The sequence below is a fragment of the Shewanella sp. NIFS-20-20 genome (assembly GCF_019209865.1).
In the GTDB taxonomy this organism is placed as follows: domain Bacteria; phylum Pseudomonadota; class Gammaproteobacteria; order Enterobacterales; family Shewanellaceae; genus Shewanella.
In genome coordinates this window covers 45,312-67,955 of sequence record NZ_JAHUTT010000014.1, presented here as the reverse complement: position 1 = coordinate 67,955, position 22,644 = coordinate 45,312, and the positions used below count along the sequence as shown (strand labels likewise).

The following is a 22,644-nucleotide window of genomic DNA, read 5'->3' as shown; positions in this document are numbered from 1 at the left end:
TGGCCCAGCTCGGCCATCTCGGGTGATCTAATGGCGAAACTGCGACGCTTAGCGCACAAATTTGCCCTCGGCTATTGGCTATTGGCTATTATCCCCCTAAATATGCCATCTGCCGTCGATAAATAATCCCATACTATGCTCCTGTATTTGCTGTCATAATAGCGGATCACCCCTGCCCATCATCTCAGCCTCGCCGACCATGCACGCCAGGTAGATTAAGCATGCGCCGTTAAAATACACCACGGCTAAAATCAGCGAAGGCTTGTACTAATTCGGCGCGAGTGTTCATTACAAATGGGCCGTGGCGTGCCACCGGTTCATTCAGTTGCTTCGCGGCGATTAATAACAGCCGAGCCCCTTTGGGGCCGCTTTGCAGCTGAACTAGCTCGCCCAGCGTTAACACCCCCAAAGACTTGGCCGACAACACCGGCGTAGTGGCAGGGCTGCCTAGTTCGACCTGTTCCGCCTCGCGGCTCTCCGAGACCACACTGACCTGACCGCTAATCACATAGATAAAGGCGTTATGCGCCGGCTCTAGTGTCTGGGTAAACGCGGTATTTTCTGGTAAATCAATGTCCAGATACGTCGGGTAGGTATAATGGTTAACCACAGGCCCGAGGGTGCCATGATCGGTTTTGCCGGCGATAACGCGGATCTCGGTGCCATTGTCACGCCGCTCTAACGGCGTCGCGCTTGGCGGGTATTCCTGGTAGCCAGCAGGACTCATTTTGGCCGCGGCCGGTAAGTTAACCCACAACTGAAATCCTTTCAGCAAGCCCTGCTGTTGCTCTGGCATTTCAGAATGCAATATGCCTCTCGCCGCCGTCATCCACTGTACACCTCCGGGCTCAACCACTCCCTCGTGGCCGGCACTATCTCGATGACGCATCTTGCCAGCCAGCATATAAGTCACGGTTTCAAAACCACGGTGGGGGTGAGTCGGAAAACCACCGATATAGTCGTTGGCATTCTCACTTTCAAAGCAATCGAGCAATAAGAAAGGATCGAGCATGGCCACCGCCCCGCTACCGATAATACGCGTCAGCTTGACACCATCGCCATCGGCGGTGGCCACGCCGACACTGTGGCCAGCCAAGGCGCGATAACACCGAGGGGCTTGCGGATGGCTCCCTTGTTTGATGGTCATATGCCCTCCCCTATCCTATTCAAATGACGCACGCGCGCCACCCTTTATCCCAGAGCGATAATTATCAACAGCGTACGCTCCAGCACCATGCGCAAAAACCATTAACAAGCCACCGGCTATCGACACGTTTTTCATCAACATGATCATGGAGATTTGATCACTGATATCGCCATGAAACAACAGCGCCGATAATAAGCTAAAGCCAGCCAGTAACAAGGCTGCCCAGCGGGCTTGCCAACCAATCACCAGTGCTAACCCGCCCAAGACTTCCAAGGCGATCACTAAGGGCAATAATCCCCCAGGGACGCCCATGGCTTCCATATACCCTTGTGTAGCGCCGTAAGCGCCAATTTTATTTAGCCCCGACATGATAAAGATGATTGCCAATAACAACCGCCCGATAGGCGCAGTCAAACTGTGTATATGGTTCATGTTACATTCCTTTACATTGATCACTTATGATTCACTGATGGCCATCATATTTGTTGACGAATGATCAATAAACATCAAGAATTGTAATTGATAGTTGCTATTTGGAGAACAATTGATGGGGCAATTAGAAGACATGGCGATGTTTGTGCGCATCGTCGATGCTGGCAGCATGACCAAGGCGGCCGATGATCTGCATATGGCAAAATCCGCCGTCAGTCGACGCCTAAACGACTTAGAAAAACGCCTAAATTGCCAATTACTTAGGCGTACGACTCGGCAATCAAGTCTCACAGATGCCGGAAGACGCTATTACCAGCGCTCGCTCGATATTTTGGATGAAGTGACGGCACTGAATGAACAAACTCTCGGCGCCGACACCCGCGTCGCGGGCACCCTAAAAATGACGGCGCCGCTGTCGTTTGGTATACGGCACCTCACTGACATTATTGATGAATTTGCCTGCCAATACCCTGATTTGACCTTTGAACTCGACTTTTCTGATCGACATTTAGACTTAGTCGAAGAAGGCTACGAACTGGCCATTCGTATTGGTGAACTCACCGACTCCAGCCTGCAAGCCAAACGGATCACGCCTATTCGCTTAATCCTATGTGCTAGCCCAAATTACCTTGCTCGCCATGGCACCCCCAGCCAAATGGCTGATTTACGCCATCACCGTTTTTTGCATTATGGCCTGACCAGCCTAGAAGAAGTGCGCTACACCGATGCCAATAACGTCAGCCACAAGCTCGTATTCGATTCTAAAATCAAAGCCAACAATGGCGATTTCCTGCTATCAATGGCTAAGAAAGGCCATGGGATTGTGTGCTCGCCAACGTTTATCACCTATGAAGCCATCGCCAGCGGCGAGCTTATCCCGCTGTTAACTCATTATCCGTTACCGGTACTTTATGCTTATGCTGTTTATCCCAAAAACCGATTTTTATCCCGCCGCAGCCGCTTGCTTATCGATTTTATCACCGCGCGTTTTGGCGATAAGCCCTATTGGGATATTAGCTAAGCTGATGAGCTAAGCTCGCGGCATGATCATTTCAAGCGATGCCTAGACGGTGGTTAACATAAGCATCATTGACAAAGGTTACAAAGATGTTGACTATGGATATCTCCTATTCAAGCGCTGGATGTCTCCTATTCAAGTGCTTGATATCGCATGGCGTCAGTCGACTACTGACCCGCAATAACTGAGATCACCGACGAGATATTTCATGGTCAATATTCTAATTGCCGACGATCACCCCTTATTTCGGGAAGCCATGTCTGAAGTGCTGCGCGGCTGTCTACCCGACTGCCAAGTGCAACAAACCGAAGGGGTTGCGCAAACATTAGCTTTCTTTGAAGATCATGATGATATCGATTTAATCTTATTAGACTTAAATATGCCCGGCTGCGGCGGCCTAAACACCTTGTTGGAGCTGAGAAATCTCACCCCAGCCACCCCGATTGTCATCATATCGGCCGAAACCAATCGCCAAATTATTTTGCAAACCATGACCTATGGTGCGGTGGGCTTTATTAGTAAATCGGCCTCCCGCCAAGAAATCCATCACGCCCTCGATCAAATTTTGGCCGGCAATGTGTATTTACCCGCCGAGATCATCCGCGCGCCTCAAGATGCGCTAGCGCCAGTCCATCGCCAACAAGATCAACAAATCTCTGCCGACATGCTCTATCGCCTCACCCGTAAGCAATTATTGGTGCTCAAGGCCATGGCACAAGGCACTCCCAATAAGCTGATTGCCAGTGAATTGAATATCTCTGAAACCACGGTGAAATCCCATGTGTCGGCGATTTTAAAAAAATTAGGAGTCAATAATCGCACCCAAGCGGTGGTGGGGTTAACCCATATTGATTTTGACCAATTTTTAAAGCGTTGAGCCCGAGGTGCCTATCCCCCACACGCTCATTTTCGCCAACGATTAACGGCGTCGAATAAAGGCCTAATCTGGTTGATAGCCTTGCTGTTGCAGTAATTGAATTAACATCATTTTCAAGCGCATTGGCACCACGGGTTTATGTAAAATGGCGTAACCTTCAGCGCGCGCTTGCTGCTTTAACTCGTCGCTACGATTGGCACTCAGCACTAAGGTGGGTACCGCTTGATGGCGCTGTTCATTTAAGGTTTTCGCCAGTTCAGTGCCCGTTTGCTCATCGTCTAAATGATAATCCACAATCAGTAACTCCACCGGTGCAGTTATATCACGCAATATTTGCAACTCAGACCATGACTTTGCCACCACGACCTCACAGCCCCACTGACTCAACAATAACGCCATGGCTTCGGCGATATTGGCGTCATTATCAATCACCCACACCCGCGCCCCTTGCAGGGCCACGCTATGGAGCAATGCCGGATTGGGTCCCTCGGGCTGCCATGCTTGCTCTTCGCCTCGAGGCACACGTACCGAAAATACCGAGCCTTGATTGACCTGGGAGATAACCTGGACATTATGGCCAAGCACGTTGCTGATCTTATCGACAATGGCGAGCCCCAATCCTAGACCACTTCGTATGTCGTTCCCCTGATTGGCTAATTGCTTAAACTCCTGAAAAATTTCTTGTTGTTTTTCTGCAGGGATCCCTTTACCGCTATCGCATACTTGAATAATGACCTCGTTTTGCTGCAGACGACAACCGAGTAGCACCTTGCCTTTGAGGGTATATCTGATGGCATTAGATAGTAGATTGCGCACAATGCGCGCCAGCAGCTGTGGGTCCGAGTAAATCACCGCCCCACAAGGCACATAGCGCACCACTAAGCCTTTTTCATGGCCAAGGAATGCAAACTCTTTAGCAATATTATCCAGCAAATCTTTGACCCTAAATGCCTGCTTGTCGGCCCTAACGATACCGGCATCCAGTTTAGAGATATCCACCAGCATACTGATTAATGATCCCACATCGGCCAAAGAGTGCGATACGGAAGTAACCAGTTTGCGCGAGTCTGCGGCTAAGGCGGTTTCTGCTAATGAGCCGGTATATAACTGCGCCGCATTTAATGGTTGCAGTAAATCATGACTGATGGCCGCTAGAAATTTGGTTTTCGATAAATTGGCGCGCTCAGCTTCTTTTTTAGCATCAAGCAAGCGTTGCTCCATGCGCCTACGCTCATTGATTTCAGCCAGTAATTGGCCATTGAGCTCCTGATATTGGGCGGTGCGCTCTTGCACTCTCAGCTCTAGATGCTGATAGGCTTGCGCCAAGGCTTCGGCGCTGCGTTTGCTGTCGGTGATATCCCAGTTCAATACAAATATCCCCACCACTCGACCTTCGGCATTGATATTCGGCACATAGGTTTTGCGCATCACGCAGATTTGCGCGGATGCATTGGCCTCCTCCAGTTCAAACGTGACCGCTTGGCCTGCCATGGCTTGTGCTAAAAATGGCGTCATGGCGGCATATTCTTCGGCGCTGCGACTGCTGCGTAAATGACGGTTAAGGAGGGCACCGCGCGGCCAACCGTACCATTCGTCGTAGCCCTTGTTGGTAAATTGATAGGTATAATCGGCGCGGATATAGGCAATTAAGGCCGGGACATTGTCGGTGATGAGTCGCAGCCAACGCGCGTTTTCTCGCAAGGTTTGCGCCGATTGATGGGCTTGGGTGATATCGGTATAAGTATTGACGAAACCACCGTCTGTGATGGGGTGACTGCGAATATCAAAGACACTGTCTTGATACGTAAACGCCGGCGCATCGTCGTTAGCCTCGCCCGCTTGTGGGTCTCGACACTCAAGCGGCAATGGCAAATACTTAAGGTTGGCCACACGCTTGCCTTGTAACGGCCCCGCCTCGTTAATGCCTACCATCTGGGCAAAACGCTGATTGACCACTTGCACTTGCTGCTGAGCATCGACCATGACCACGCCTTGAGAGAGGTTATCGATAAGCACTTGCAATACCCGTGATTTCTCGGCCATGGCCGCCTCAAAGCGAGCCGCTTCGGCGTGTTTAATCATGCTGATGTCTTTGTAGAGCAACACCAGGCCGTTATCGGCGGTGGCGCGCTCTAACACTTGCCACCAGCGCATCAATGGATCTTGATATATCCAGCTACCTTGAGCTTGTGCCAGCAGACTGCCTTGGCGAATTAAGCCATGTAATTGACTGTACTCTTTGAGCTCAGCGTAGGAGGTTCCGGTAGCTAACACTAAGTTAAACTCGTGCCAATAATCACTAAAGATTTGATTAAAATATATCAGTTTGTGTTGACTATCGAATAAGGCAAAACCATCCGTCATCGACTCAATCGCATCGACAAAACGCTGATGCGCCTGCGCCGCCAAGCTCGACGCTGAGGTGACTTCGGCATTACGCTGCTCAAGGGTGAGTAGCGCCTGATTTAGCTGTTCAGTCTTGGCCCTAACCTGTTCAGCCAAGATCACCGAATGTTGAAAGGCATCATAAGGGGCCAAGTTGTTGCTACCTCGGCGCTCGACCCGATTAATTAAGGCATCGATGATGTGTTGCTGTTGTTGATTTTTGAGGGTGAGCGCCGCAATGCGATCCAACAGTGCTTGCCTATCCGCCATTAGCAATCCTCAGCTTCAGCGGCCAATGGCTTGGGTTTGGCGATCATCACCCCAGTGAAGGTCTGATTCATATGGATGCCATTAAGCTGCTCACCATAGGTATTAAAACCCAAGACTCGGTATTGGTTAAAGATGCGCTGGATACGCTCATTCCCCTGTTGCAGCCGGATTTCCAATTCGCGCAAAAAGCAATCGCAAGCCAATACCATCTCGACCTCACCTAGCGGCGCGGCGACACTGGCCAGTTTGGTGGCGACCCCGCTATAAATATCGCCAGGTTGCATGGCGGTCAATACGATGCCAACATCAACGGCACAATAAAAATCAATACTTAAATCCTCGTTCACCTTCTGGATAGAGCGCACATAATATTCATCACCGATCAGCACAGCTAGCGGATGCAGCGCATACACCTCGGGGCGCAGCTCATCGGCGGCTATGCCCACTTCTCGGGCATACACCAACGCGGCAGGTTCGGCATTGAGCTCATACACTCGGCGCGTTTGGCTATCGGCGCGAGTGACCACCAACTTACGTTGTAAGCTTTCGATATGATGGGTGGTAAATACGGTAAACGGGCAGTGAGTGTTTACCATAACGACAATCGCGGCATCGCTATGAAACTCGCCATTTAAGTACACGTGGGTTTGACCTAAAATCACGTCATCGCCGGCACTGCCGCCAAAATGCGGAATTTTACCCAGCGCCGAGTTCAGCATGGCTAAAAATAATTCTTCTTTGGGAGATAAACCATCGACCATGGTCAGCACAAAGCTGTGTTGAGAAATGTCCCCCTTCAACCGTGGTTGGCAGCGCTGCATCAGCTCAGTCACGCAGGCCTGAGCCGCAACGAGATCCACGCTGGCCAGCGGCATTAATGCCGCTTCAATGCAAAAATCACTGTGTTTAAATCCTAACGCCAAGATACTGTTTTTATGGTAGCCGGTGTCAGTCAATTCCCCCGAGGTGGTACACCCCATTAACGGGTAATCAGCAAATGACAGGTTCATGGCGGCGGCTAGAGCGGGTAAATCATAGGAGGCGGAACAAAAAAATAACACGGCCGCCAGCTCCTGGTCTTGAAACTGTTGTGCTAACTCGGCCGCCGCCACATCCGCATCAGTGCTATCACTACTTGCCAGTAATATTAAAGCATCGGGGGGATTACGCCCGCTTAACGGCGCAGGCTGAACATCACTCGGATTTGGCATCAAAGGCAGGTCCATTTATGGGGAAATACAGGTTTTGCCAGCGTAGCAAATGCGCTGACGATTAAACATCCGACCTGAGAAAAACCCATGCCCCTCTCGAGGCATGGCGGATTAGCATGGTGCTAAAAAAAACCGAGCGGTGAGGTGTCGTAACTGACCAGTAAATTTTTCGTTTGCTGGTAGTAATTTAGCATCATGCTGTGATTCTCACGGCCGATACCCGACTTCTTATAGCCTCCAAACGCCGCATGCGCGGGATAGAGGTGGTAACAATTGGTCCACACGCGACCGGCCTTAATCCCGCGGCCCATCCGATAAGCTCGGTTCATGTCGCGCGTCCATAAGCCAGCACCTAAGCCATAAATGGTGTCGTTGGCCATGGCCAAGGCTTCCTCTTCGGTCTTGAAGGTCGTTATCGCCACCACAGGACCAAAGATTTCCTCTTGGAACACCCGCATGTCGTTGGTGCCTTTTAACAAGGTCGGTTGCACATAAAAGCCTTGCTGGCGATCGCCGTCACCGACCTTTTTGTCACCGCCAATCAGCACTTGTGCTCCTTCTGCGCGACCAATCGCGATGTAATTGAGGATTTTTTCATACTGGACCTTACTGACTTGCGCCCCCACTTGACTGTCGGTGTCGAGCGGATCGCCTTGCGTCACTGCTTCAATGCGTTTAAGCAGTTTGGCCACAAAGGCATCGTAAACGGACTCTTGCACCAAAATACGCGATGGGCAGGTACAGACTTCCCCTTGGTTTAAAAAGGCCAGTGCAGCCCCTTCAAGGCATTTATCCAGATACTCATCTTCATGGTTGAAAATATCTTCAAAGAAGATATTGGGCGACTTACCCCCCAGTTCAACGGTGGCGGGGATCATACTGGTGGCGGCATTTTTTAAGATGGTGCCACCGACAGCACTCGACCCGGTAAAGGCCAGTTTTTCAATCCGACTAGACGTCGCTAAGGCGGCGCCCGCCTCTTGGCCGAAACCATGAACCACATTAAGCACCCCCGGCGGCAATAAGTCGCCAACTAACTCAAGGAATAAACAAATGGATACCGGGGTTTGTTCGGCGGGTTTTAGGACAATGCAATTGCCAGTGACTAACGCAGGGGGAATTTTCCAAGCCGACATTAATAACGGGAAGTTCCAAGGAATGATTTGCCCCACAACCCCGAGAGGCTCATGAAAATGATAGGCCACAGTGCCATTATCGATTTGACTATGAGCGCCTTCTTGCGCGCGAATACAGCCGGCATAATAGCGGTAATGATCGATGGCCAGAGGCAAGTCGGCGGCCAAGGTTTCCCTAATACATTTGCCGTTATCCCAAGTTTCTGCCAATGCCAGCATTTCAAGGTTTTGCTCTAACCTGTCGGCAATTTTAAGCATGATATTGGCTCGCTCCGTCACCGAGGTCGCCGCCCACGCATCTTTAGCCGCATGGGCAGCATCTAACGCCAAATCAATATCAGATGCGGTTGAGCGGGGTATTTCACAAATTTTTTCGCCATTGACCGGCGAGTAATTGTCGAAATACTGACCTTCAACAGGGGGGCGCCACTGCCCATTAATATAGTTTTCATAGCGTGGTTTGAGGGTGACCTTGGCACCTGGGGCGCCGGGTTTTGCGTAAATCATCTGAGGACCTCTCTTATTGGATAGTAATGGCCTACGCCGACTGTCCTATCTTAGTCCCATAATAAAAACAGCGGCCATTACACCAAGGATGGTAAAACTTCATACTTTCGGAGGGGAAAACAAACAATATTGATGCAAAAGATGCCGGTCGGGCGCGGGCCATCAAGCATAGCTGACGCTATCTTCATCGGGATGATTTTCTTGCCAATCAAGTTGCACTTGCTTAACTTGCGCCAAGATCTCTGGCTGCAAAAACAGCGCCACCAGTTCCGGGTCAAACTGGCTGCCAGCGCCATCTTCAATGGCTTGACAGGTCTCAACAAATGACCAGCCGTGTTTATAGGAACGGCAACTGCTCAGGGCATCAAACACATCAGCAATAGCGACGATACGCCCAAAAATTGGTATGTCTTTACCGCGCAAGCCAAAGGGGTAACCACTACCATCCCACTTTTCGTGATGGGTCAAAGCGATATCTCGCGCCGCTTGCAACAGCGGGATATCATGATCCCCTATAATCTCGGCGCCAATCACGGGATGCATCTTCATGATTTGCCATTCATGGTCATCTAAGCAGTCAGGTTTTAGCAAAATATGATCGGGCGTGCCAATTTTGCCGACATCGTGCATCGCGGCGGCATGATACAGCATGTCGCACTGCGCGTGAGATAGGCCATAAGCTTTGCCGAGCAAACGACTGTAATGACTCATGCGGATCACATGATATCCGGTTTCATTATTTTTATATTCTGCCGCGCGTCCGAGCTTTTGCACAATCAACAGTTGCGTCGCCTCTAACTCTTCTAAGCGCACTAACGACAGATGATTTTTAACTCGAGCCAATAAGCGCCCAGCGCTGATTGGCTTAGTGATATAGTCCACCCCACCGGCAGCAAAAGCGCGGGTTTCATCAGGTTCAGCGCTCATGGCCGTGACAAAAATAATGGGAATATGCGAGCTCGACTCCGACAATTTAAGTTGTTCGCACACTTGATAGCCCGTCATCCCCGGCATCATCACATCCAATAAGATCAAATCAATATCGCTCGGTTGACACTGATGGATCCTATCCAGCGCTACTTGCCCCGATTGCGCAAAAAATACCTGATGACCGTCACCCTCCAAGATCCTTTTCATCAGAGTCAAATTCTCTTTCATATCATCAACAACGAGAATATTAGCCATATTATTGTTGTCCAATACGCAGGGGCAGAATAATATGAATTTGAGTTTGATTGGTTTTTGAATCGCAGATAATCTTACCGCCATGTTTTTGCGCAATGACATTGGCATTCGCCATGGCATAACTCACCATAACATCTTGGGCCTCACCGGAATCACATAAGGGATCAAACCATGCATCAATCGCTTCTTGCGAGACCATTGGCCCTTTATCAATAAAGACAAAATCCGCATGGGTTTCTTTATCCCGAACCACTAACTGAACACCATCGCTGGTTCGGCTAGATAAAAAATTCACCACAGCTCGAAACATTTTATCCAGTAAGCCCGCATCGGCCGCCAAGACTAACCCAGCGGTTTTACCGATATCAGCTTCAATATTATATTGAGATTTTACCGAGTTAAGCCACTCGCCCATATAACGTTTGATGGGGACTGAATTTAATCGGATTTCAATTTTCTTAAGATGAAAATGCAGCAGTAATTGATTCAGACGCTTTTCGGTTTTTGCCAGCACCGGCAAACAGGTCTCAGGCTCGGCATTGAGCGCAGCTATCGCCATTTTATTTTGTGCTAATTCATGACTTAACATCCGTATTGATACACCTATCATCTCCAGTGACGTCGGTTGCATTAACCTTGCCTTTATTCTTGATAATAGTTCATTACGATTAAAAGGTTTGGTGACATAATCCACCGCCCCTAAATCAAAGGCTTTTAGCTTGCCTTCGACATCGTCAAGCGCCGATAACACAATGACCCGAGTCCGCCAAATCCTATCCCAACGGCGCAAGCGCTCTAATACCTTGTAACCATCGGTTTCTGGCATCATGATGTCCAGCAGCACCACATCATAGATATCGGATTCAAGTAGCTTAATCGCATCGGCACCATTGAGTGCAAATGCCACATCGTATTCACTTGGCCCTAAAATACTTTTGAGTAATTTTAAATTTGCCAATTCATCATCGACAGCAAGCACCCTAATTTTTTTATCCATGGGAACGCTCCGCTAGCTGGTTTATCCGTTCAGCACACTGGTCAATCACCCCGATTGCCCCAGTAAAATTAAAATCGTCTGTCATTTCAACGAGTAATGTGGCTAGATCCGCGTGTTGATATGCCCTCAATTGCAGACTCAACATGTCGAGTTCATCGTCATCTTGCATTCCACGTTCTAGCTTTTCTCTAAAAATAAGTAATTTGGCTAATAACTCATCCATATCGATTGGTTCGACATCAAGATCGCATAACTCTTCATGGGCCTGTGAGACGGGCAATTTGTTGATGGCACTATTCACGGCAAATAAGCTATCTTCTAATTCGCTTAATAACCCGAACAACTTAGCTTCGGCGGCCTCTTCACTTAAGGCTTCATCGAGTTGGCGCGTCGCATCATAGAGGTGCTCCATCCCCAGACCACCAGCCACCCCCTTAAGTTTATGAGTTTCGGCTTTGGCTAACTCATAATTGGCCGAGGTTAACGCTTGGTTGACGTCATTAACCACCGTCTCCCAGTGGTCTGGAAATTCTCGCAGCATTTTTAAAAAGAGTTGTTCATCACCCCAGTTAATCAGGGCTTTATCGACTTGAATACAATGACGAACATTCGCAAAGACATCATTGGCATTGTCGTGACTTTGCTGACCTGACTCGATTGACTCTGGCATGTTGACTGCAAAATGTCCTGGCACCAACTTGGCCATTTCATTGTTTAACAAACTAAAATCAACCGGTTTTATCACAAAGCCATCCATGCCTTCATCACGGCACTGGTCGACATCACGGCGCATGCCACTGGCCGTTAACGCGATCACTGGCACTTGTTTTTGCCATTGATTACCTAACTCTTTAATTTTTGCATGGGCTTCAAAACCATTCATATTAGGCATATGAATATCCATCAACACTAGGTCATATTCGCCGTGGGCCTGTTCAAAATGATCCACCGCTTCCACCCCATCTTTCGCCCAATCGATGATGTGCTGATCTCGGCCTAAGCGGGTTTGGATAAGTTCAGCATTCACCGCCACATCCTCCGCTAGCAAAATCTTTAGCGGCTGAATAACTTTATATTGAATGAGCGGATTATCTTCTTGATATTGTACTTCTTCTTGGTTTTCCGATGCCGGTGCATAAATAAAGAAATAGAACCGAGAGCCCACCCCTAGTTCACTTTCAACCCAAATCTGCCCCCCCATTTTTTCCACCAATTCTCGCGAAATCGTGGTCCCCAAACCGGTGCCGCCATAACGACGAGAAATCGAGCCATCGGATTGCACAAAGGGCTTAAAAATATGTTCCAGTCTATCTTTAGGAATACCAATGCCTGAGTCCGCCACCACAAAGTTCAATTGCTCACTATTACCACCCTCTTGGTAAAAAGCATTGAGCTTGATCTCCCCCTTTTCAGTAAATTTAATCGCATTACCAATCAAGTTGATCAGCACTTGTCTGAGCTTAGCCGGATCGCCCATCACCAATTTGGGAACATTATTGGTCACCTGAAAACTCAGCTTAAGGCCTTTTTTACGGGCTTGTAACTCCATCATATTGATCACTGAATTTAGACTACGGCGAACATCAAAAGATAAACGCTCCAGCTCCATCGAACCGCGCTCGAGCTTTGTTAAATCTAAGATATCGTTGAGCAAGCCCAATAACGCATGTGCCGACTTAGACACTGTGGTTAAATGGCGCCGTTGCTCGCGAGACAATTCAGTATCCAGCACGATATCTGTCATGCCGATCACCGCATTCATCGGGGTGCGCAGCTCATGACTCATATTGGCTAAGAATTCAGATTTAGTGCGATTGGCCAATTCAGCTTCATCTTTAGCATTGCGCAGGCGAATTTCAGCCGCTTTACGATCGCTAATATCGCGCAGCACCATAGTGTATGTCTGCTGGTATTTACTGCGTACGCAGGTGACTGAGACTTCAACCGCAAATAAACCACCACTCTTATTAATGGCCAAGGTTTCGACTTGCGAGCCCATTTTTTTGGTTTTACCCACCAATAAACTGCTAAACCATGACTCAATATTGGTGATCTGCTCGCGGTCGGCAATCACCAAGGCTAGGTTTTGCCCCAATAACTCTTCTGAACGAAATCCAAATAGATTGATGGCGGTACGGTTAATATCTTTTATGGTGCCGTTAGGTTCTGCCACCACTAATGCATCACTCATGGTGTCTAAGGTGGCCCGCAACTGATGTTCTGCTTGTTGCAAAGCTAAGGTGCGCGTATTGACCCTTTGCTCTAGGGAAATATTGAGATCTCGTACCCGCTTCTCATAGGCTTTTAACTGAGTCACATCATTGCCTATGGCCACAAAGTATCGTTGTGGCTGGTCGGGGATGACTATCGGCGCAAAATGAATATGCGTCCAACTGATCGCGCCACCAGCCTTAGCCTGCTTTTGCAACACATCCGATGGCTCCACCCTACTGATGGCCTGACTTAAGGTCGACACCATAGTGGTCGATGAATATTGAGAGTCAAGATAGCGACAAGTTTGACCTATCATAGCGCCGGCACTGGCATCATGCTCCTGACAATACGCGTGATTAGCATAAATCACAGGAAAATGGAGGTCACTGCTATCGACGACCACCAAACTGGCATTGACGGCGTCCATGGCGCCACCTTTAAGCAGCAATTCTTGCTGAAATTGCTTATAGGACTCGGTGAGTTGTTTTTGCGAAAGATACATGCCTTGGTATTTTTCAACCGCATCGATTAACCCTTGCCAATGCTTGGCGACTCTAGCCTTATTAATCGGGTATATCTCTTGATTGTGGTTGATTTTTTCAATTTGTGACAGCAGTCGCGCTAGGCCGTAACTAAAATAGTGCGTCAGCCACCACGGCAGAAAAATCGCCATTAATGTCATGACGCACGCAGCCCAAAATAAATCCGCTTGCCACCAGCGCTGCTCAGCTAATGTAACTTCGGCATTCACTTGTATTTGCCACGGCTCAAGTTGCTGTTTGTTAGGATAGAGCGGGACGAGCTTTGAAGTCAGAATGTGTTGACCACTTCGATGGGTTGTCCCAGGATAATTAATCACAAATTGGGGCACGCCTTGTTGATTACTGATAGTCAGTGATTGCCAGCGCCAATCGCTACTGTGCTGGCCTAACAAGCTTTTACGATTAAATATATAGGAAAACAATCGATTACCATTGATTAACCACACTAAACGCGTGGTATCACTATTCTCACGGCTGGCTAAACCTAGAAACTGCAACTGCTGATTCTCAATTAAATTTTGATATTCACCTTGGCCCGCTTGTTGCCAAATCGGCTGCTGTTGTTGTTTATAGTTTTCATGAATTGAGCTGATAAGTTCATTCGATAATCGCTGTGCGGCAATGGCCTCTCCCGAGGTTTGCAGGTTGAGACGATCACTCAACTGATTTTTAGCCAGTATTTCCCCCGTCTGCGAATACAACACTATCCACTCAAATACCGGGAATAATGCCGCTAATTGATTGAGTTTTTGGGTGGGGGTTAATGCCGTGTCTGACAAAGTGTTACGATACAATTCACTGGCTAAATCTGCATCGGATTGCCATTCCAGCAATTGTTCACCAACGGAAAATGCCATCTCTTCGACATGTTGATCGAGCCGAGCTTGGTTCAGTTTGAGGGTCTGCTTAGGTTCGTTGATTATCTGAAACCATAACAAGCACACAGGGAAGATTAGCAGCAGCCAAATCCCTAGCAAAAGCCGTGTTCTTATCGACATTGTCCCTAACATCTATTCCCTCCATTTATGGATAAAATAAAGTATAGACAACTCAGCGTAAGTTAATGAAATTTAGGCGAGCTAAATCGACATTACCATCTTTTGACTCGGACGGTGCTGGAACTGAAGTTTATGCCGATGGTGATACGCCTTATCAAGATAGCAAGAACCCAACCTCGATTGGGTTCTTGCTGATGGGGCTAGTTAATGTCAAAAGCCTCAGTGCCATCAGGCAACGGCTGAGCCTGTAATGGCGGGATCGGCGCAGAATCGATACGTTCATCCAAGTAGGCTAACGCCGCTTGTAACTGGGCATCTTGGCCGATAAAGGTCGCATGAGGTAAATTATCGACCTCGATATCTGGGCTTACGCCGCGCCCTTCAACTATCCAGCGTCCGTCCATGGCATATTGAGGAAACTCAGCGACTCGCGCCATGCCATTATCGGCTAAGCGATTCCGTCCTGATAACCACACGCCAGCGCCGGCAGTTTGTTTACCAATCAGTGGTGCCAAGCCTAGTGATTTAACCCCTGCGGCAAACGTTTCACCGTCGGAATAGGTCAGCTGATCGGTCAACACCACTAAATGACCGCGAAAGCTTTGCTGCATATTGACATAGGCAGTGCCACGGGTGGGTTGCCAGAATGCCCATGCGCGGCGCAACAGTTTTTCAATAATCCAACTATCAATATTACCGCCACGATTACGGCGCACATCAATAATCAAGCCTTGTTTATCGAAGTTGGTATAAAACTCGCGGGCAAAGCTGTTGATGTCATTGCTGCCCATCGCATATAAATGCAGATAACCGACCTTACCTTCGGTATGGGCGGACACGATTTGACGATTGTTAACCACCCAGTCCTGATACCTCAACTTGGCATCATCACCACCAGAAACGGGAGTGACCAAGGTTGGGTGACGCTTGTTATTACGCTCAAGCTCGAGTAACACAGGTTGATCCACTTGATTGCTCAGCATGCGACTCGCATCCGCGATAGAGTGAACGGCTTGACCATTGATGGCGATAATGCGATCGCCAACCTCGGCGTTTACGCCGGGTTTAGCTAAAGGCGGCGCCATGTCTGGCAGTTCAGCATCATGACCATAAATGGTTTGAATGAACACCCCAGCATCATCTTGCTGTAATTGCCCGCCCAAACTGGCCACCTTAGGCAAATGGGCTTGTTTTGGTAAGTCGCCGCCACGCACCTGACTGTGAAGCGAATTGAGTTCGGCCATCATTTGCTCAAACAAATCGTTGAGCTCATGGCGGTCAGTGACCCGTGCTAACAAGGGCTGATATTTTTGCTTAACAGCCTGCCAATCGAGCCCGCGCATGTTAGGGTCATAAAATTGTTGAGCGTGCAGCTGATGAGCGTCATCAAACAATTGTTGCCACTCAGCCACAGGATCTAGCGCTAATTGCCAGCCGGCTAACGATAAGTTCGCCGCAGCGAGATCGCTCGGTAATGTATCGCTCGCCGCCACAATCAACAAACTGGGCTTGGCACCTTTTTGTTGCAACAACATGCGCTTTTTATCGGCGGATAAAGCATAAAAATCGACATTATCAGCCACCTGAGTCGCCTTAGCTTTTCCGGCATCAAAGCCAATAAACTGTAAGCTTGGCGTGCTGCCTGCGCTGCTGGCCCGATCCAAGACATACAGCCCCTCATCGGTCACTTGCAAATTCTCATAATTACCACTGGCCAGCGGCACTTGCCACAGCCGCTGACTCAGGCCTTGCCAATCGACCTTGATATTACTGCTATCACTGGCTGTTGGCTCTGACGGCTCAGGGGATAATTCAGTGCGCGGCGCAAACGCAAATGGTGCGTCTTTATCGAGCGCAATGGCAAAAATTTGACTACGACGATCAAAGGCTGGCCCCATATTACGATCACCCCACGGGCTTGTCGGGGTTGAGGTAAATTCACGGTTGGAGAGAAAATAGAGCCACTGACCATCGCCACTAAAGCGCGGTGAGTATGACTCATATTTGTCTGTGGTTAAGTATTCGCTGCGCTGATCGACTAAGGAGTATAGTAAGATTTGGGGGCGTTGCTGACCAAGCTTACTTTGAGTGATGGCCAAGAAACGACTGTCGGCAGACCAAACGATGTCTTGATGGGGACCGAGTCCCTCGCCGCCACTGACGATCAAACTATTGCTCTTCCCCTTGATGCTCAATAGCCAAATATTTCCTTGATAATCATCATGGACTAAATATCGACCATCTGGAGAAATTGCCAATGAGGTCCGCAGTGCCTCGCCTTTCTCGGTCAATACTTGGTGCTCTTGCCGGCCATCGGCGGCCAATTGCCAGATCTGTTGGCGACCGTCACGCATGCCAATGGCATAGACCCACTGACCGTCAGGACTTAATATCGCTTGACTCATGCGCGCATCATCTGGGGTCGAAATACTGACTAAACGGCGCCCCTGTTCACCGACTAAGGCCACTTTGCCACGGGCGGTCACCACGGCTTGGCGACCATCGGCCGCAAAACTAACATGGCTAAGATAGGCTAATGGGTCCGTGATCCGGTTGACTTGCTTGTGAGTAAAGTCAGATTGCAACTGGATATCTAAACGTTGTAAGTCTTGACTCGCCAAATCATAACTTTCGATATCGGCGCCGCGGGCCCACACTAATTGCCCTTGATTAAGGTTAGCTTGGCGAATAGGAAAATCGGTATACTCCGTCACTTGAGTGACTTGATAATCACTAAGATCCAAGCGCCACAGATTGTCCATACCACTGGCATCACTAATAAAATACAAGGCTTGCTGCCATACCATAGGTTGACGAATTGAACCTGAATGTTCACTCAATAAGCGGGTCGCTTCTGTAGAACTGCCGAGTTGGTACTGCCAAATTTCCCCCTTGGCGCCACCACGGTACACCTGCGCATTATCACCACTGGCTTGCAGGCCAAAGCGAATGAAAAAGAGCTGTTTCCCCTCACTATCGACGGTCCCTTCGATGGCATCAGCCAAAGGAATATCACGGCTAATTAAACTTGTCGGCGACACAGTTTTGAGCACCCAGCGGCTTGATGGGCCAATGGTTTTATCGGTGGCGTATAATATCTCCCCCTCAGGGGTCCAGCCTTGCAAACGCACTCGATGATCTTCAAAGGTTACCCGCTGAGGCACCCCACCGCTGACTGGCATGACATACACTTCTTTCGCCCCATCATAATTCGCAACAAAGGCGAGTTGCTGACCATCGGGTGATAGATGCGGATGGGCCTCGAGGGCGGCCTGAGTAGTTAAGCGAGTCGCTTGAGTCTGCGCAGGTGCTTTTGTCCAAATATCCCCTTCAGCGGTAAACACTAACTGGTCATTATGGACGTCCGGCATCCGGTAATATCCCGAACTGGTGGCAAAAGACATCAAGGGGGTGGCCATGAGCAACGAGCAGGCCAAGTAGAGTGGTCGATAATTCATGATTACAGCATCCCTATGTTATCGTTTATTTTTTGTGACGTTAACTTAGCAAAATTGATGCGTAATTTATACAAGAAACGCGACAGATTCAGCTCACCTCTGGGGCAGACCGAATCCGTCGCGACAACCCGCGGCGGTTATGATTGATAAGGCCAATCAATCCCTAACCAAGCTTTGAAGAAGGCTTTTTGGCTATCACTAACCCCTTCTAAGGGCTTAATCTGCAACTTGCCTTTAGGCTTTTCTTCGAGAACCACGGTGCGGCGAGTGAGGATGTCATCATTAAAAAAGCTCACCTCAATCTGTTGGCCGGGCTCAAAATCTTGCAGACGTTTATCGAAGCCATCGGCAGTCACCTTGAGGCCATTTATTGCGACGATTTCATCGCCTGCATGCAGCCCCGCCTTCCAAGCGGCGCCATCACGTTTAACATGGCTTAGGCGTAAACTTGTTTTTCCTAGGGTCACCCCTAAGTCGGCTTCGACTTGCTGCTCTTTACCATAGCTTAACTCCAAACCGGCTAAGGCCAGCAATTCAGGGTAATTGGCTTGCCATGGGCTATCAATGTGCTGTTGCCACCAGTCGTCGTAGGAGCGGCCACTTAAGTCGGCCAAGATACCTTTGACATCAGCCACACCAAATCCTGCGGGCAAACGGAAATCACGATACAAGCGGCGGTGAACATCGCGGTAGGAGTGTTTCAGACCGGTTTGCTCCAATAAATCGAAATCTAACGCCAGCGAGACTAAGAAGCCTTCCGAATAAATATTGACCCCATGGTTAGTACTGTAATCCCCCCCTTGCGCTATCCAAGTGGTTTCGCTGGCCTCGGCTATCGATTGCTGCGAAGCCCCCGGACGATTGAGGTTATTACTGATACGTTTGGCGATATCCTCCATAAATTCATCATGGGTGATAACCCCAGCGCGCAGTAATAATTGGTACTGGAAATAACTGGTTGAACCTTCAGATAACCACAACAGTGGGCTAATGGTCTCTTGCTGGTATTCGTACTTAGCTAAGCCCTCAGGGCGGTATTGCTTCACGTTCCAAGTGTGGATAAATTCATGAGATGCCGTGCCAATAAAACGTAAGTAGTCTTTACGCTCTCTAAAATTAAAACGGGGCAACTGAATGATGGTCGAATTAAGGTGCTCGGTAGCTCCACGCTCGCCACTGGTGGCATGCACCATATAGACGTAACGCTCAAACGGATAATCATCCCAAATCACCTCGGCCGTTGCGCTTAATGCTTTAAGATCTTGCTCCATTTGATCGAGGTTATAATTACCTTCGCCCCACACCACTAACTCATACTCTCGGCCATTGGCACTAAAAGATCGCATTTGACTGATGCCGGTTTCGATGGGGGAGTCCACTAAGACATCATAATTTGGCGCGACAAAAGTGTGCGGTTGCCAACCGCTGGTCATGCCAGAATAGCTATTCCATCCCTCGGGCACTTCGAGGCTGACACGTAAATTATCATCACGAAACTCAGGACTGTAAACAAAGACCCCACTGGCATCGAGAAACGCATGGCTTTCATCGATATGGCGGACGCGGGAGCCCAACATATCGCCATGTATTTGATAAGTCACACGCACGCTGGTAGGTTCAGTCAAGGCGACTTGCCATTCGCCACTGGCGGTACGGGTCACGGCTAAGGGGGCGCCCTGAGCGTCGAAGGCGGAAAATTGCCGAATACCGTCGGCCAGGGGCAATACTTGGTATTTGCCGGTGCGCCACACAGGTAAATTGACCGTAAGGCTAGCAGTATTTGCGCTTGGGAAAATCACTTCAACTTGGGCAAGTTGATGTTCGGGCTGGCGTAAGTCAATTTTATATTGCACATCGGCAAGCGCCGATGCACTAAAAATGGTGCCGATCGCAAAAAATACGCGAATAGCAGGTTTCATGGCTTGTTCCTTCTGTTATCATTCTTTTTACAAAGCTGAGGCAGTATAACAAGTAAAATCAATGATCTCAGCTCAAATTAACATCATTTTTACCAAAGCCTTTCGCTAATTTGGAATGACTCAATGCCAGCATTCATCATCAATTTGACACTCACGTTCCTGGTTTTTTTTAGCCTTAATGTCTTTGCCAGTGTCACCTTAGACGATGAAATTAGCGTCAGAGAATCACCGCAACAGTTATACAACACCATCAAAAAACAGCTCGATGTGGATAGCCGTCCCTTAAGCCAAACTCGCTTAAGCCATGACAGTTGGGGACTCAATCAAGCGACATTATTTCGTCAATATTACTTATTGATCCGCTTAAGTATGGAGTCAGGGGTCACGGTGAGTCCTGATCACCCCGACAATCAGATGCTGATCACCCTGCTGGAACAATTTGCCAAATCCCCATCGCAACGGGCCACGATACTGATGCTCAAAGGCCGGCACATTGGCAAAAACAAGCAAGACTATGACCAAGTCATCGACTACTATCAGCAAGCCTTAGCCTTGATTAAGGAACAACCGGCTATCGAGGCCCAACTGTTAGCGCTCACCATTGATGACCATCTTGGTTCGTTATATTTACTGACGCGTCAAAAAGAGACGGCTTTGGCTCACCTCAATGCCTTAAGAGAACGAGCAATTCGCTTATCTTCGTCCTATCTATTGGCTTATGCCAACTCTCGCTTAGGTAAGTTTCACACCACGTTTAATCAATACCCACAAGCGTTACAGTACTTTTCTCAAGCCCATCAATTAGCCAGTGAAGAGCAACAACCGCGCCTATTGGCCATGGTTAACTTTCAACTCTCTAAAGTCTATCGTTCACTCGATCAACTCGACGATGCGTTAGCTCATGCGCAATTAGCGGCAGACAGTTTTCAGGCCCTCGAAAGTAACGCCTATTTATCGCAGTCAATGACCGCCATTGCCTTAATCTATGCCGAGCAAGAAAAGTGGCAACAAGCCATCGATTATTACTTAAATGCTCAAGCCATTGACCGCCGTCGCGGCAATGAAATATTTATTGCCCTCAACTACCATAACTTGGGTGAGGCCTATTCGAAACTCGGTAATTTCACGGTAGCCTTGTCGAATTTACACCAGGCCAATCAAATATTTCAGCAAAAAAATGTCGAGCATTACCTAATATATAACGAAGTGCTGATAGCCGAAGTTAACAACCTTGCCCACCACTGGCCGGCGGCCACAACCCATGCGAATAATGCCCTCGCATTAGCCGAGAAACGTCAAAATCTTGAAGTGAAAATAGACGCAAAACAACAATTAATGATAGCGCTTGAGCAATTAGGCGACACAGAGCAAGCACTGGCAATAAGTAAAGAGTTACTGCAACTACGCCAGCAAAAAAGCAGCAGCCAACCTCCCAAAGAAGATGTTGGAGCCGCCTTACAATTGCAAAAATTGCAACTGTCGTTGGACACAGTCAATAGTCGCTTACACAATCAAGCGGACAGCTTAAGCATCAGTAAAATTCTCCTGTCGTTATGCTTTATCGGCCTAGTGATTACGCTGATCAGCGTCATCGCTCTGGCACTGAAGTACACCCGCAGCAAGCGACTCATCAACATCCTTAAACAGCAAGCCTTGCAAGAACCCATCACCCAGTATCCTGGCCTTAACTCCTTTGTGAACTTGCTTGCCCATAATAACGCCACTCGCCAAGGCACCTTGGCCATCGTGGCCATAGAAGCCGATGTCAATGATGACTTATTGCTCGGCCAGAGTGAATTTAGATTGTTTTTTCGGCAGCAACTCAACGAATTAACCACCATCAGCTCGTTAACCGTTCATGCCTTAAGACCGGGACTGATTGGTCTGTATAGCCAAGAGCAGCTGTCCGGTGCTGAATTAGTTAAGCTGATAACACAGGTGTGGACATCAACAAATACTTGGTCACTCGGCCACATCAATTTACCCCTGATGGCCAATAGTGATATCCGTATCGATGCCCAATCAATATTGCAAAGCTTACAATTTGCTTGTGCAGGCGCCCTGAGCTTAGGTCAACCGGCCTCCTATGTCAGCCTTAGTTCGCTTGATTTTACCCCACCGACTATTTTTACCAGCCCGATTTATTTCCGCTTGGAGCAAGCCATTTGTCGCGGCTTAATTAAAGTGGAGTGCAGTGGCGATAAACAACAGATTAAGTGGCCGAGCGCCAAGAGCGAATGTTCGCGTGAAGATTATTAATTTATTGAATATTTTCGGGATCTTACATTTGCAGTTCTCGAGCCTTAGGGTAACATTATAGCCAATAGATTAGGCGGTGATTTCATACT

13 protein-coding genes are annotated in these 22,644 nt (G+C 48.6%); 3 read left to right on the top strand and 10 right to left on the bottom strand.

The genetic code is table 11. From position 1 onward, the window contains the following. Nucleotides 1–229: 229 nt before the first annotated feature. Both KU855_RS06760 and KU855_RS06755 read right to left on the bottom strand, forming a co-directional pair. Entirely contained in the window at nt 230–1,147 is a 918-nt protein-coding gene (locus KU855_RS06760; RefSeq protein ID WP_218529548.1) for a pirin family protein, read from the bottom strand. Between the two features lie 15 nt (nt 1,148–1,162). Further along, nucleotides 1,163–1,579: a DoxX family protein gene (locus KU855_RS06755; protein ID WP_218529547.1), complete on the bottom strand. Its 417-nt coding sequence runs from the start codon at nt 1,577–1,579 to the stop codon at nt 1,163–1,165. Between the two features lie 115 nt (nt 1,580–1,694). On the opposite strand from KU855_RS06755, the gene KU855_RS06750 reads away from it, so the two are divergent. Continuing rightward, nucleotides 1,695–2,600 carry a LysR family transcriptional regulator gene (locus tag KU855_RS06750; RefSeq protein ID WP_218529546.1) on the top strand — a complete coding sequence of 302 codons (906 nt, stop codon included), beginning with the start codon at nt 1,695–1,697 and terminating at the stop codon, nt 2,598–2,600. 205 nt (nt 2,601–2,805) lie between these two features. Continuing rightward, entirely contained in the window at nt 2,806–3,474 is a 669-nt protein-coding gene (locus KU855_RS06745) for a response regulator transcription factor (RefSeq protein ID WP_218529545.1), read from the top strand. Nucleotides 3,475–3,537: 63 nt separating this feature from the next. Here KU855_RS06745 and KU855_RS06740 read toward each other — a convergent pair whose 3' ends face one another. The 8 genes from KU855_RS06740 to KU855_RS06705 all read right to left on the bottom strand — a co-directional run bounded on the left by KU855_RS06740 (nt 3,538) and on the right by KU855_RS06705 (nt 20,296). After that, complete coding sequence (locus tag KU855_RS06740) at nt 3,538–6,129, bottom strand: PAS domain-containing hybrid sensor histidine kinase/response regulator (protein WP_218529544.1); 2,592 nt, start codon at nt 6,127–6,129, stop codon at nt 3,538–3,540. Further along, nucleotides 6,129–7,340: a nitric oxide-sensing protein NosP gene (gene nosP, locus KU855_RS06735; RefSeq protein WP_218529543.1), complete on the bottom strand. Its 1,212-nt coding sequence runs from the start codon at nt 7,338–7,340 to the stop codon at nt 6,129–6,131. Before nosP ends, KU855_RS06740 begins: the two co-directional genes overlap by 1 nt. Nucleotides 7,341–7,462: 122 nt before the next feature. After that, the gene (locus KU855_RS06730; protein ID WP_218529542.1) at nt 7,463–8,983 is read right to left on the bottom strand and encodes an aldehyde dehydrogenase family protein; all 1,521 of its coding nucleotides are present in this window, start codon (nt 8,981–8,983) and stop codon (nt 7,463–7,465) included. Between the two features lie 162 nt (nt 8,984–9,145). Further along, nucleotides 9,146–10,168 carry an HD domain-containing phosphohydrolase gene (locus KU855_RS06725; protein ID WP_218529541.1) on the bottom strand — a complete coding sequence of 341 codons (1,023 nt, stop codon included), beginning with the start codon at nt 10,166–10,168 and terminating at the stop codon, nt 9,146–9,148. A gap of 1 nt (nt 10,169) precedes the next feature. Next, on the bottom strand, nt 10,170–11,165 hold the full coding sequence (locus tag KU855_RS06720) for a response regulator (protein ID WP_218529540.1): 996 nt from the start codon (nt 11,163–11,165) through the stop codon (nt 10,170–10,172). After that, complete coding sequence (locus KU855_RS06715; RefSeq protein ID WP_218529539.1) at nt 11,158–14,931, bottom strand: ATP-binding protein; 3,774 nt, start codon at nt 14,929–14,931, stop codon at nt 11,158–11,160. The genes KU855_RS06720 and KU855_RS06715 overlap by 8 nt, the downstream gene beginning before the upstream one ends. A gap of 188 nt (nt 14,932–15,119) precedes the next feature. Continuing rightward, nucleotides 15,120–18,377: a S41 family peptidase gene (locus KU855_RS06710; protein WP_218529538.1), complete on the bottom strand. Its 3,258-nt coding sequence runs from the start codon at nt 18,375–18,377 to the stop codon at nt 15,120–15,122. Between the two features lie 137 nt (nt 18,378–18,514). Then, entirely contained in the window at nt 18,515–20,296 is a 1,782-nt protein-coding gene (locus KU855_RS06705; protein ID WP_218529537.1) for a M61 family metallopeptidase, read from the bottom strand. Nucleotides 20,297–20,419: 123 nt separating this feature from the next. On the opposite strand from KU855_RS06705, the gene KU855_RS06700 reads away from it, so the two are divergent. Beyond that, nucleotides 20,420–22,555 (top strand): lipopolysaccharide assembly protein LapB, encoded by a 2,136-nt coding sequence (locus KU855_RS06700; RefSeq protein WP_218529536.1) that lies wholly within the window; start codon nt 20,420–20,422, stop codon nt 22,553–22,555. Nucleotides 22,556–22,644 lie beyond the last annotated feature (89 nt).

What these genes read in the sequence shown, in the direction of transcription:
- KU855_RS06730 (WP_218529542.1), bottom strand. Translation starts at nt 8,983, where the DNA reads ATGATTTACGCAAAACCCGGCGCCCCAGGTGCCAAGGTCACCCTCAAA.
- KU855_RS06740 (WP_218529544.1), bottom strand. Translation starts at nt 6,129, where the DNA reads ATGGCGGATAGGCAAGCACTGTTGGATCGCATTGCGGCGCTCACCCTC.
- KU855_RS06705 (WP_218529537.1), bottom strand. Translation starts at nt 20,296, where the DNA reads ATGAAACCTGCTATTCGCGTATTTTTTGCGATCGGCACCATTTTTAGT.
- KU855_RS06725 (WP_218529541.1), bottom strand. Translation starts at nt 10,168, where the DNA reads ATGGCTAATATTCTCGTTGTTGATGATATGAAAGAGAATTTGACTCTG.
- KU855_RS06700 (WP_218529536.1), top strand. Translation starts at nt 20,420, where the DNA reads ATGCCAGCATTCATCATCAATTTGACACTCACGTTCCTGGTTTTTTTT.
- KU855_RS06715 (WP_218529539.1), bottom strand. Translation starts at nt 14,931, where the DNA reads ATGTTAGGGACAATGTCGATAAGAACACGGCTTTTGCTAGGGATTTGG.
- KU855_RS06710 (WP_218529538.1), bottom strand. Translation starts at nt 18,377, where the DNA reads ATGAATTATCGACCACTCTACTTGGCCTGCTCGTTGCTCATGGCCACC.
- KU855_RS06755 (WP_218529547.1), bottom strand. Translation starts at nt 1,579, where the DNA reads ATGAACCATATACACAGTTTGACTGCGCCTATCGGGCGGTTGTTATTG.
- nosP (WP_218529543.1), bottom strand. Translation starts at nt 7,340, where the DNA reads ATGCCAAATCCGAGTGATGTTCAGCCTGCGCCGTTAAGCGGGCGTAAT.
- KU855_RS06750 (WP_218529546.1), top strand. Translation starts at nt 1,695, where the DNA reads ATGGGGCAATTAGAAGACATGGCGATGTTTGTGCGCATCGTCGATGCT.
- KU855_RS06745 (WP_218529545.1), top strand. Translation starts at nt 2,806, where the DNA reads ATGGTCAATATTCTAATTGCCGACGATCACCCCTTATTTCGGGAAGCC.
- KU855_RS06720 (WP_218529540.1), bottom strand. Translation starts at nt 11,165, where the DNA reads ATGGATAAAAAAATTAGGGTGCTTGCTGTCGATGATGAATTGGCAAAT.
- KU855_RS06760 (WP_218529548.1), bottom strand. Translation starts at nt 1,147, where the DNA reads ATGACCATCAAACAAGGGAGCCATCCGCAAGCCCCTCGGTGTTATCGC.